Origin of the sequence: Laedolimicola intestinihominis (assembly GCF_040096155.1) — a bacterium.
GTDB classification, from domain to species: Bacteria; Bacillota; Clostridia; order Lachnospirales; family Lachnospiraceae; genus Laedolimicola; species Laedolimicola intestinihominis.
Genome location: NZ_JBBMFE010000010.1, coordinates 122,482 through 134,011, shown reverse-complemented (window position 1 = coordinate 134,011; position 11,530 = coordinate 122,482). Strand labels below are relative to the sequence as shown.

Here is an 11,530-nt window from a genome sequence, read left to right as displayed (position 1 = left end):
CCCCCCCCCCCCCCCCTCTTTTTCGTTCGTTTTATTATAAAGAGAGGGCGCTGTTCACCGGCCTTAAGCCGGAAAACAGCGCCCTCTCTGGGATTTCAGGTTATCATAACCGTCGCCTATATCACTCTCTTTCAAGAGGCATAAGCCACTATGTAATTCTTAAATACCTTAGAAGATTCCTACCAGTGCTCCCAGCAGACCTACTACCAGCAGAAGTCCGATACAAGCAACCGGAGTCCAGCCTTTCTTCTTAATCAGGAAGTACAGGCCAAGAGTAATGCCAAGCGGAATCAGCTTCGGCAGGATGCCATCCAGAATGCTCTGGATAACGATCGGGCTATCGCCGTTCTCGATGGTCAGAGCAACAGTTGTTCCACCATAGTTAGATGTCAGAGCACCAACTACGAATACACCCAGCATAGAAGCTGCACGAGTGAACTCTTTTGCGTTAGCGGTCAGAATCTCGATAGCCTTAGAACCAAGTTCATAGGACCAGTTCATCAGGAAGAAACGCAGAGCCATCTGAACAATGTTGAAGATTAACAGGAACAGGATAGGTCCTGCAATAGAACCGTTGATAGCCATGTTCGCTGTAATACCCGCTGTAATCGGAACCAGAGTGAACCAGAACAGAGCGTCACCGATACCACCCAGGGGTCCCATAGCTGCAACACGTACCGCACGGATTGTGTTGATGTCTGCCTTCTGCTGCTCCATAGAAAGTACAATACCCATTACGAATGTTACCAGGAACGGATGAGTATTGAAGAACTCCAGGTTGTGCTGCATAGAAATTGAAAGGTCATCCTTATCGGTATGGATTTTCTCCAGTCCCGGAAGGATACAGTAAAGCCATCCTGCTGCCTGCATTCTCTCATAGTTGAAAGAACCCTGCAGATTCAGAGAACGCCATACCATTTTGTTAAGAGTCTTTTTGTCAAGCGGCTGAGCCGGTGTTAAATTCTTGTAAGTTGTAGCATTAGATGCCATCCTCTTCACCTCCGTTTCCACCATTTCCAGCGTTCTGCTTAATAGCAACGCGAGTCTGGAAGTCGTACAGTGCAATTGCGATACCAACAAAAGCTACCAGAAGCAGAGCAGAACCGCTCAGATCCGGGATGTAGCCAATGATAGTAGCAAGTGTGAAACCTGCGAAATAGATTCCCCACAGGTCGTTGGAAAGCATGATACGAAGCAGAATAGCAAATCCAACGAAACGCATCATTCCACCAGCGGTGCTGAGACCAGTCATGATCCAAGCGTATTTCTCAGAAATAGCGGTCAGAGTCTCGCCAAGTGCGCTTCCGCCAAGCAGACCAGCTACACAAACGATTGCGAACAGAAGTCCCAGAGCGCCCATAGCCAGGTAGTTCAGACGAACGATACCCTTTGCATCTGCCTTCTCAGCCATCTTGTCTGCTGTAGACATCAGCGGGGACATAACGGTGAACAGCAGAGTTACCATGTACTGACCGATCAGAGCGAACGGAACAGCAAGTCCAACTGCTGCGCTGGTGTCAAGACCAGAAGAAATAGCGAATACAGTAGCCATGATTCCACCGATTACGGCGTTAGGCGGCTGAGCTCCACCAACCGGCATGTTACCGATAGTCATTAACTGATAAGTACCACCTACGATAAGTCCTGTCTGCAGGTCACCAAGGATTGCTCCGATGACTGCTCCTGTTACGATAGGCTGGTACAGAGATTCCAATAAGTCGAACTGGTCGATGGCCACGATGAAGGACCATACAGCAACCAGTAAAATCTGAATTGCATTAAAACTCATGATTTATACAATCTCCTTTCCAATAAGTATAAAGCTGCTTAAAATCCCCCTCATAGGAATTCACAACTTATTTGAACAGCTTCTCAATGTTCTCCGCTGCCTCGGTCGGAACACGACGAATCTCGAGTTCCACACCCAGATCACGAAGCTTTGCAAATGCAGCTACATCCGCGTCGTCTACGGCTACAGAGCCTGCAACCTGACGCTTGCCGTCTGCCATATGCATGTTGCCGATGTTTACCTTCTTAATCGGCACGCCACCCTCTACCAGCTTCAGAACATCCTGCGGATTCTCACATACAATGAAAATCAGCTGCTTATCGGACGCCTTGTGGATAGTAGAGATGGTCTTTTCAATGGTCCAGTAACGCATGGAAGCATATGCCGGAGCTGCCATATCCATCAGTCCCTGACGAAGCTTGTTTCCAGCTACTTCATCATTGGCTACCAGGATTAAATTTGCACCGATGGTTCCACACCACTGTGTTGCAACCTGTCCGTGAACCAGACGGTTGTCAATACGTGTTAAAACGATATTGGGCATTTTCATTCCCTCCTTGTTATGATGTACCCCGAAAATCCCCTTCAAGGTGACTTTATTATATCTTATTTGATTCTTTTTGTATTTGTAGTTTTTAGTTGACTTCGTGTTGTTTTTAGTTTCTGTTAATCAAGTTTATTCTTTTTTTAGAATTGCTTCGTTGTTTTCTGGACATTTTGACAAAAAAAAGCTATAATGAATTCCATATATGGAGGTAATTTATGCAATTAAAGACATCCAGCCTGGAATTTGAACGTTATGGTTCTGTCTATGATAAGCCTGTTTCTCCCGGAAACTCCGGCATGATCAGCCGCGATTTACATCTGATTGCCAAGCGCAGCCTCAATCAGGTCTATCATTTCGACTGCGAGGTCTGCCTGGAGCTGCAAAGCGGCATGGCTGCCCTTGTGGTAGGCGAGTCCCTTGACACTGCGAAACTGGAAGAGTTTGCCGTCCACCGCAATGTACGGCTGAAACCCGGACTGTACTGGAATCTCATCGCCGTCACTTCCAATATTACCTGCAAAATGATTGCCACTACAGACTATAGCTACTCTCTGGAGACACTTCCCGCTTCCTATATGTTCCGTCGGATTCTCCCCCGCGTGCGTATCAGCGAGATTCTCGGCTATTACTACAATATCCGGAATTCGGGCTACACCTTCAAGGGCGAGACTCATGGCTATTTTGAGCTGACCTACGTGGATCGGGGCGAGCTGATGACAGAGATAGACGGAAAGGAATATACGATTCGGGAAAAGGAGCTGATGATCTACGGACCCGGTCAGTTCCATAACCAGAATATTGCAGAAGGTCATTCCTGCTCCTATGTTACCATTATTTTCGATATGGAAACCATCGTCTATGATGTAGAAAGCACCCATTACGAGCTCCTGTTAAATAAGGTATTCTCTTATGATAAGAAGATATATACCCTGATCAAGACCTTTGTAGCTGATAGTACATCTGAGATTCCCTATATGAACAGCCTGATGCTCTGCCTGCTGCAGGAGACTGTCATCCGTCTGCTTCAGTCAGAATTTATCTGTCAGAAGTCTGATAAGCCAACGACCGTCGCCCGACAGCATTACGAAGACGAGCTTCTTGAAAAGGTGCTGGCTTACATTGACGAGACTATCTACGAGCCAACTACTATTGCAGAGATTTGCCAGAAGTTCTCCATGTCCCGTTCCTCCCTGCAGATTCTGTTCAAGGAAAATATGGACATGCCGCCCAAGAAGTATATCAATGAGTTGAAGCTGGAGAAGAGCCGTCAGATGATCTGCGAGAATAAGTATACCATCAGCGAGATTGCTCTGATGCTGGGCTTCAATTCCATTCACTATTTTTCCAGGGCCTTTACTCAAAAGTATAACATGCCCCCCAGTGAGTATGCCAAAACCATTTACAAATCAAATTAAATATTGTTAAAAAACAGGAGGCTTTCTCATTTTAAGAAAGCCTCCTGTTTTTATACTTTTTAGTTTTCCAGAGACTGGATTGCAAACCGGGAAATCTTAATGACGGTTCCCTTTGCCACCTCGACATTGACTGTCTCGTCTTCGATTCCTACAACCTTACCATAGATACCTCCGGCGAACATCACCTGGCTTCCAATCTTCAGCTCCGTATGCACCTCTGCAAGCTCGCCACGGCGCTTTTTTACATTTCTTGCGGAAATAATAGCCAATACCAGAGCAATGATGCCCATGATAAATGCCAGTGTAATGCAGGTCCATCCAATTACTTCCCAGTTAATACTCATACTTAAATACCATCCTCTTCTGTGTCGTCGTTATGCTCGGCCAGTTCAAACCGGATGATGTAATCCTTTCCGGTGGGAATCAGAGCCTCTGCCATGTCAAGGGGGTTGTCATAGATACCCATGGACATGGAACCTTCAATCAGCATCGGCAGGTTGGAGCCTGCGATAACCTCAATCTTCTGCTCCGGTCTTGCGAACTTGCACTCTACCGCTGTCTTGAAGGGTGAGCCTCCTGCCAGGTCGGAAAGCACCAATACGCCGTCACAGTCTTTCAGCTTATCGAAAGCCTGATTCAGGTTGTGCGCCAGAGTCTCCGTGGAGTGATCAGCCTCAAAATCCACATACTCGATATTCTCTGTATTGCCGGTAATCAGACGCAGGCTGGAACCCAGTCCTGTGGCAAAGTGGCCGTGGCCGGTAATCAGTAATCCTACCATAATCTTTGTCCTCCGAAATTATTTTACTGTGTACGGATACAGGGTTACACCCTTAACCACACGGTTTACCTCCCCTGTCGGGCAGGGGTTGTCCGGTGTGATACCTAAGGACAGAGACTTCAGGACTGCCAGAGTCTGTGCGAAGGTAATGTAGTTGAAGCCAAGCAGTACGTTCTCCAGAGACTGACCGATATGCATCTCTACGGTATAGTCTACCAGACCTTTGACAGCTTCGCAAGGAGTATTCATAACTGCCACGATGCGGTTCTTCTTTCTCTGCGGTCCCATTTCCTTGATCAGGTCGATCTCGTACTGTCTCTGATACTCGTTGTCGCTTAAGTATACGACAGTCAGTGTGCGATCATCGATAATAGACTTCGGGCCATGGCGGAAGCCAAGCGGTGTATCAAACATAGTTGCTACCTTACCGGCTGTCAGCTCCAGCATCTTCAGAGCGGACTCCTGGGATACGCCCTTCAGGCTTGCGGTTCCCAGATATACGATACGGTTGAAATCGAACTCGTCTACGATCGTCTTTGCGATGGTCCAGTTCTGCTCCAGGAATACCTCACCTGCTGCAGCGATCTTCTCAACTGCCTCGCAGATCTCGTCCAGGCGATCCAGATTGAATGCCAGGTAAGTAGCCAGGTACATGTTGGAGAAGCTGGATGTCATAGCGAAGGACTGGTCATGGGTCTCCGGTGTCAGGTTGATAGCAAAGCAGTTGTGTCTGTCATTTGCCAGCTTGGAAAGAGTTCCCTCATGGTTGCAGGTCACGAACAGATGATACAGGTTTTTGCAGACTGCCTCAGCGTTCTCTACTGCGCCCAGGGACTCCGGTGAATTTCCGGAACGTCCGAAGCTCACCAGAAGAGTCGGCTTGGTTGCGGAAAGGAAGCACTCCGGTGACGGAACAAGATCTGTGGTTCCGAAGGATTTTACCTTATAATTATATTTCTGATTCAGCGCCTGATACAGAGAGTTTCCTACGAACTCGCTGGTACCTGCTCCTGTCAGAACGATATCAAAATCCTCCTGCTTTACTACCTGATCGATGAATTTCTGAAGCTCGTCTTTGCATGCCTTGATCTGGGCGCAGGTCTTTCTCCATGTAGACGGCTGCTGATGGATCTCAGTCAGAGTAAATGTAGAAGAAGTTTCTTTCATTTTTTCATCAGTTACATTGAAAATGGTCATCACATTTTCCTCCCTTATTCTTATTTTGCTTTTTGTGGTTTCGGGCATACCTCATGTGGGGTTCCCTTATCTGACACCATTATATAGCACACTGATTTCAAAAAACAATACAGCTACTAAAACTCATAATCTTTCTTTTAAAAAATGCAAATTCATTTTAAAATCGGGTGCTATAATAAGGATAGATTGCAACCTATGAAATAAAACAGGAGGGAATTTTTATTATGTTGATTCAGAGTAAAAAGGTTTGGATTGCAGATCAGTTTATTGCGGCTGAACTTGAGATCGAGAATGGTAAGATTACAGAAGTTCTTCCTTACGGAAGCAAGCCGGCAGACAAGGATTACGGCGATCTCCGTATCGTCCCCGGCTTCATGGACATCCACTGCCACGGTGCTTTCGGCTTTGACACCAACGACGCCAATGAAGAGGGTCTGCGCAACTGGACGAAAAACATCGTAACCGAAGGTGTTACCTCATTTCTGGCAACTACCATTACCCAGAGCGAGGAGGTTCTGACGAACGCCGTAGCCAATGTGGCGAAGGTCATGGACGAGGGTTACGAAGGCGCTGAAATTCTCGGCATCCATTTTGAGGGACCGTACCTGGATATGGTTTACAAGGGAGCTCAGCCGGAGCAATACATCGTAAAACCGACCATCGAGCAGTTTAAGCATTATCAGGAAGCTGCAAAGGGTCATATCAAATACATCACCATGGCTACCGAGACCGATGAGGATTTCGCCCTGACCCGTTATCTGACTGAGAACGGCGTGGTAGTCAGCATCGGACATTCCGCAGCCACCTACGAGCAGGCTGTTATGGCTTACGCACACGGCGCCCGTTCCATGACCCATGTATACAACGGCATGACTCCGTTCAAGCACCGCGACAACGGCCTGGTAGGCGCTGCTTACCGCCTGCGTACCATGTACGGCGAGATTATCTGCGACGGCAACCATTCCACACCGGCAGCCCTGAATAACTACTTCATGTCCAAGGGACCGGACTACAGCATCATGGTTTCCGATGCTCTGATGGCGAAGGGTTCTCCGGCCGGAAGCAAATACATCTTCGGTGGAAATGAGATTATCATTTACGAGGACGGAAGCGCCCATCTGACCTCCACCGGCGGACTGGCAGGCTCCACCCTGCGTCTGAATCAGGGACTCAGAATTCTGGTTGAGGAAGCTATGATTCCGTTTAATTATGCATTGAACGCATGCACCATCAACCCGGCGCGCTGCCTGGGTCTTGACGATCATAAGGGAGCTATCGGCGTAGGCTATGACGCGGACATCGTAGTTCTGGAAAAGGATTATACCGTGGCTCAGACATACTGCAAGGGTGAAGCACAGCTGTAAATTCAGTTTATAATTGCTAACTTTTTGATTGCATTTTTCAGTCACTATGATTATAATAGGGCTGCATTTATACCGTTTATATAAGGAGGATTATCACCATGAAACACCCACTTCAGAAAATGATGGAAGACCGCAGAAACGGTATCAAAGCCGGCATTCCTTCCTACTGTACTGCCAATCCGCTGGTACTTGAGACAGCACTGCGCCGCGCAAAGCTGCTTGGCCGTCCGGTGCTCATCGAGGCAACTGCCAATCAGGTAAATCAGTACGGCGGATATACCGGAATGGTTCCGAAGGATTTCTATAAAATGGTTCTTGAGATGGCAGAGAAAATCGGCGTACCGGAAAACCAGATGATTCTGGCCGGCGACCACTTAGGACCGCTGACCTGGCAGAACCTGCCGGAGAAAGAAGCCATGGACAAGTCTATTGAACTGGTATATGAGTATGCCCGCGCAGGCTTCACCAAGATCCATCTGGACACCAGCATGAAGGTTGCCGACGATCCGGAAGGACTTCTTTCCACCGAAACCATCGCCCGCCGCGGCGCTATCCTTTACAAGTCCGCTATGAAGGGCTATGAAGAACTGAAGGCGGAGAAACCGGACGCTATGCGCCCCGTATTCGTTATCGGAAGCGAGGTTCCGATCCCGGGCGGCGCTCAGGAGGCTGAGGATACTCTGGCAGTTACCAGCCCGGACGCATTCCGTGACACCGTAGCTACTTACCGCCGTGTCTTCAAGGAGGAAGGCATCGAGGATGGTATGAACGACGTCATCGCAGTCGTTGTACAGCCCGGCGTAGAATTCGGCGACGATCAGGTCTTCCTGTATGACCACGATGCAGCTGTAGACCTGTGTGCAGCATTGAAGGAATATCCGGAAGTATGCTTCGAGGGACATTCCGCAGACTACCAGAGTCCTCAGAGCCTTCGCAACATGTGCCAGGACGGCATCGCCATCCTGAAGGTAGGTCCGGCTCTTACCTACGGTCTGCGCGAAGCACTGTTCGCTTTAAGCTTCATGGAGAAGGAACTGGTTCCGGAAGCAGAGCAGGCACACTTCATCGAGACTCTGGACGAAGTCATGATGAAAAACCCGGCCAACTGGCAGAAGCACTACCATGGCGACGACAAGCAGCTGGCACTGGCAAGAAAATACAGCTTCTCCGACCGCGCCCGCTACTACATCGGCCAGCCGGAGGTAACGGAAGCTATGGATAAGCTTTTCGAGAACCTGCGTAAATACCAGATTCCGATGAACATGCTCCACCAGTACATGCCGGTATCCTACAATAAAGTTCGCGATGGCGAGCTGGAGCTTGACCCGAGAGAGCTGGCTATGGACGGCGTGACCAACTTTATGATGGACTACGAGTACGCAGTAGCACTGTAAGCTTTTCTGAAATCTGAAACTTTAAAAATGCTGGAGATTCCAATAAAAACGAAATCTCCAGCATTTTTTACTTCATCTCATCCTTCACGTGAGCCATCACTTCATCAATATTATTGTGAAACCCATTCGCATTCAGCCAATCCATCCGTTCGCTGTCCAGTCGGAATTCAGATCCCATATTCTGATAAAGGCGCACCTCATTGCTGATCCGATTCCCCGGTTCACCGTATAAATCATCGTAGCTGCAGATGATAATCACATCCTTCTGCCCGTCCCCGTCATAATCCTGAAAGCTGACTGCCAGCACCTCCTGAAACAGCAGCGGATCCCGGTAGCCATTTTCCGTAATTCCCGGAAAATCATAGATTTCCGCATTATCCTGCACCAGGGAAAAGCTCACATCCTGATTGCCGTACATGGTCTGGCCCGGCGCATAGGAGGTAAATATCACCTCGCCCCAGCTTCCACCCAAATCTACCTTAAAGCTCTGGTTATCGATCCGGTAAATGGATCTGGAATAGGTCAGGCTGTCGTCGAACACATTGGAAAGAATCCGGTAATCCTCTCCATCCGCCTGTAAGGTCAGATGACAGGAATGCACATATGGCCGGTAATTCTCATCCCCCGGTACGCAGTCCAGCTCATAGACGCCCGCTGACAGCTCACGTCCGCTGACGCAGGTGAAGTTTACATAATTCGTGTCTCCATGCTCCGTAACCCAGACCTTTGCCTTCTCCAGATAAAACCACGGCAGCTCCCGGCTCATCTCGTCCAACGTACAGCCAAGCCTTTTGGTCAGAACATGGTTAATCTGTTCCGTCGTAAGCCGGACACAGTCCGTCTCTATATCTTCCCGACCGGATATCTTCAGATATTCCTGCCGCTCCGCGGCTGTCAACGGCTCCGTGGCCATGCCCGCGCCCGAATAAAAGATTTCCCCCAGATCTGCGTCCTTCGGATCCCCGTAATCCGACAGCAGAAATCCATAGTTGCCACCGTTATCGCCCTCGTTGATCCAGTCGGTGAATTTCTGCAGCTCGGCAGTGGTCAGATCGCGGGCGTCTGAGGTATCTGCTGTGTTGGTTGAACCTGCCGCCTCTGAAAATGTCTCCGCTGTATCCGCCGGATCTACTGTCTCTCCTGCATCGTCCTTCATAACCATGTCTGCATTGCCTGTATCCGACTTTTTTGAAACTGCGCAGCCGCCAAGGGCTACCACTGCGCACAGGCTCCATATCAGAGCATTCATTTTTCTTTTCATGCAGCCCCTCCTTTTATCCATGCACCCGAGCTTTTCAGATTTTCTTCATTTTCATTACGGATTGCTGTGAAATTTTCCTATTTTTCTTATTGTAACGTATTTCCTATCTTCTGGCTATCTTTTCTTTCCGTTTTTTGTAATTTTTAACAATTTTCAGCAACTGTAAGCCCACAGATTTTTCATCTGATTCATCAGCTTCTGCACATCCCAGTGTTGTTTTGTCCGTTTCACGCTGTTCGGATCCTGCAAAATGATGTCGCCGTTCTTATCCACGCCTGTCAGCACCAGAAAATGTCCCGCATTCGTGAAGTCGCCCGGGCCCATCACGCAGATAATCGGCTGACCCGCCTCCAAGGTGGCACGGATATGCTCCGCATCAAAAATCACGCTGGAGACGGTAAGCCCCAGCTTTTCCGCACCGCTGCTCATCAGAGCCCAGGAAGAACCGGACCCATCCACATAATAACCGTTATCCTCGGCCATTTTTGCCACCTCATAGGGATTCCACTGCGTATCGCCAGTCAGACCGCAGGTCACCATAGACAGACAGGTGGGTCCGCAGCCTGTCACTGCCAGAAAATCGCTACCATAGGTTTCGTATCCCCAGCGCTCATCCCACTGCAAAAAATGGGGAATCTCTCCCTTCATCACGTCTTTCGAAATGTCAATTTCTTCCAGTCCCTTGTATTTCGGATAATCCAGCACGAAATCCTTCGTCTCTGGGTTGCGCTCCACCAGCGCAATCAGGCTTTCCGGGTAACCCTGCTCCCGCAATTTCTGCGTATTCACTTTTCCAAACCCGCAAAAAAGATTTAACGCTGTATAGGCCACCAGCACCAGCAGGATCGCCTCCAGAAGCGTCCCGAGCATGGACGCCAGAAAGCGGATGCGGGCCTTTTGCCGATTCCGACGGCGTCCGCGGCGGTGGTTTCCTGTATTTCCACTCCGGTGGCGGACATCCGTTCTGCTTCTCCGTACATCCCATTCATCTTCCGGATCTGCTGTGCGCTCATCCCTGTACTCTGCTTTATTTTTCTGTCTGGTCATGGTAGTCCCCTCTTCTTTCGTTGTATAGGTTCAGTATAACAAAGGGATTTCCATTCTTCTTGTACATTCTCTTTCGAATTTCTTATATTTCTCTTATTTTTTCTTTCTTCTGTTTTGTGGTCAATGGATCATTCTGCCAGAAGAATATTCCTGCCTTCAAGGATTTCACTGCTTGATTCAGAGCTTTCAGCACGTTTTTTTACATAATAGCTTTCATCCGCTATCCTGTGTTTAAGTATAACTGTAAAGGTGCTGCCCTTTCCCGGTTCACTCTCTACATCTATGGTTCCGCCAAGCAGATCAACATATTTCCTGACGATTGACATGCCCAGTCCGGTTCCTGCGAATGAGTTCGTAGCCATATCCTCGTCTTACACCGTTTTTATCGACATAATCAAAGGTATCCTCAAAGGATCCGATACGGATGATCTGTGGCTGTTTTTCATCATTATTCTTTTCCGCAGCCCGGCAATGTACTGATAACATCATCCACATTCCTAAAACTACAAATATACCTGCAAATAGTACGGCTGATTTTTTTCGACTTTTATCCATTATTCTTTTCTCCCCAAATCATCAGGTTATTACACACCACAAATCTAAAGGGAAAAATGCACTGCCTTTCCAGACAATGCATCTTAAAGGTTGCAGCTGGCTGTCATTTTACAGACCCTATAGCTTTGCGTCTCAGTCTTTCGACTGATTTGCCGATGAATCTTTATTGGTATTATATTG

General features: G+C 48.3%; 13 protein-coding genes and 1 riboswitch. Of the genes, 3 read left to right on the top strand and 10 right to left on the bottom strand.

Going from position 1 to position 11,530, the window contains the following annotated elements; all coding sequences use genetic code 11:
• Positions 1–168: 168 nt before the first annotated feature.
• The 3 genes from WMO29_RS11440 to agaV all read right to left on the bottom strand — a co-directional run bounded on the left by WMO29_RS11440 (position 169) and on the right by agaV (position 2,333).
• Positions 169–990 (bottom strand): PTS system mannose/fructose/sorbose family transporter subunit IID, encoded by an 822-nt coding sequence (locus WMO29_RS11440; protein WP_349164872.1) that lies wholly within the window; start codon positions 988–990, stop codon positions 169–171.
• Positions 980–1,789 (bottom strand): PTS mannose/fructose/sorbose/N-acetylgalactosamine transporter subunit IIC, encoded by an 810-nt coding sequence (locus WMO29_RS11435; protein ID WP_158365051.1) that lies wholly within the window; start codon positions 1,787–1,789, stop codon positions 980–982. Before WMO29_RS11435 ends, WMO29_RS11440 begins: the two co-directional genes overlap by 11 nt.
• Before the next feature lie 67 nt (positions 1,790–1,856).
• Positions 1,857–2,333 (bottom strand): PTS N-acetylgalactosamine transporter subunit IIB, encoded by a 477-nt coding sequence (gene agaV, locus WMO29_RS11430; protein WP_158365052.1) that lies wholly within the window; start codon positions 2,331–2,333, stop codon positions 1,857–1,859.
• Positions 2,334–2,551: 218 nt separating this feature from the next.
• On the opposite strand from agaV, the gene WMO29_RS11425 reads away from it, so the two are divergent.
• Positions 2,552–3,751 (top strand): AraC family transcriptional regulator, encoded by a 1,200-nt coding sequence (locus tag WMO29_RS11425; RefSeq protein WP_349164871.1) that lies wholly within the window; start codon positions 2,552–2,554, stop codon positions 3,749–3,751.
• 59 nt (positions 3,752–3,810) lie between these two features.
• Here WMO29_RS11425 and yajC read toward each other — a convergent pair whose 3' ends face one another.
• Genes yajC through WMO29_RS11410 form a run of 3 tightly spaced genes read right to left on the bottom strand, consistent with a single transcriptional unit; the run spans position 3,811 to position 5,729 of the window.
• Positions 3,811–4,095, bottom strand: a complete 285-nt coding sequence (gene yajC / locus WMO29_RS11420) for a preprotein translocase subunit YajC (RefSeq protein WP_349164870.1) — start codon at positions 4,093–4,095, stop codon at positions 3,811–3,813.
• Between the two features lie 2 nt (positions 4,096–4,097).
• Positions 4,098–4,532: a PTS sugar transporter subunit IIA domain-containing protein gene (locus WMO29_RS11415; protein WP_349164869.1), complete on the bottom strand. Its 435-nt coding sequence runs from the start codon at positions 4,530–4,532 to the stop codon at positions 4,098–4,100.
• Between the two features lie 18 nt (positions 4,533–4,550).
• Entirely contained in the window at positions 4,551–5,729 is a 1,179-nt protein-coding gene (locus WMO29_RS11410) for an SIS domain-containing protein (protein WP_349164868.1), read from the bottom strand.
• Positions 5,730–5,953: 224 nt separating this feature from the next.
• Here WMO29_RS11410 and nagA point away from each other — a divergent pair, with 224 nt between their 5' ends.
• Together nagA and WMO29_RS11400 are read left to right on the top strand one after the other, a co-directional pair.
• The gene (nagA, locus tag WMO29_RS11405) at positions 5,954–7,093 is read left to right on the top strand and encodes an N-acetylglucosamine-6-phosphate deacetylase (protein WP_349164867.1); all 1,140 of its coding nucleotides are present in this window, start codon (positions 5,954–5,956) and stop codon (positions 7,091–7,093) included.
• Positions 7,094–7,191: 98 nt separating this feature from the next.
• Entirely contained in the window at positions 7,192–8,487 is a 1,296-nt protein-coding gene (locus tag WMO29_RS11400) for a class II D-tagatose-bisphosphate aldolase, non-catalytic subunit (protein WP_349164866.1), read from the top strand.
• Between the two features lie 67 nt (positions 8,488–8,554).
• Here the strand turns inward: WMO29_RS11400 and WMO29_RS11395 are convergent, their stop codons facing one another.
• The 4 genes from WMO29_RS11395 to WMO29_RS11380 all read right to left on the bottom strand — a co-directional run bounded on the left by WMO29_RS11395 (position 8,555) and on the right by WMO29_RS11380 (position 11,350).
• A complete protein-coding gene (locus WMO29_RS11395) occupies positions 8,555–9,748 on the bottom strand; it encodes a hypothetical protein (RefSeq protein WP_349164865.1) in 1,194 nt (397 codons plus the stop codon).
• 153 nt (positions 9,749–9,901) lie between these two features.
• Entirely contained in the window at positions 9,902–10,795 is an 894-nt protein-coding gene (locus WMO29_RS11390) for a C39 family peptidase (protein WP_349164864.1), read from the bottom strand.
• Positions 10,796–10,923: 128 nt separating this feature from the next.
• Positions 10,924–11,121 carry an ATP-binding protein gene (locus tag WMO29_RS11385; protein ID WP_349164863.1) on the bottom strand — a complete coding sequence of 66 codons (198 nt, stop codon included), beginning with the start codon at positions 11,119–11,121 and terminating at the stop codon, positions 10,924–10,926.
• Complete coding sequence (locus WMO29_RS11380) at positions 11,096–11,350, bottom strand: hypothetical protein (RefSeq protein ID WP_349164862.1); 255 nt, start codon at positions 11,348–11,350, stop codon at positions 11,096–11,098. Before WMO29_RS11380 ends, WMO29_RS11385 begins: the two co-directional genes overlap by 26 nt.
• 88 nt (positions 11,351–11,438) lie before the next feature.
• A riboswitch (cyclic di-GMP riboswitch) is annotated at positions 11,439–11,514 on the bottom strand.
• Between the last annotated feature and the right edge of the window lie 16 nt (positions 11,515–11,530).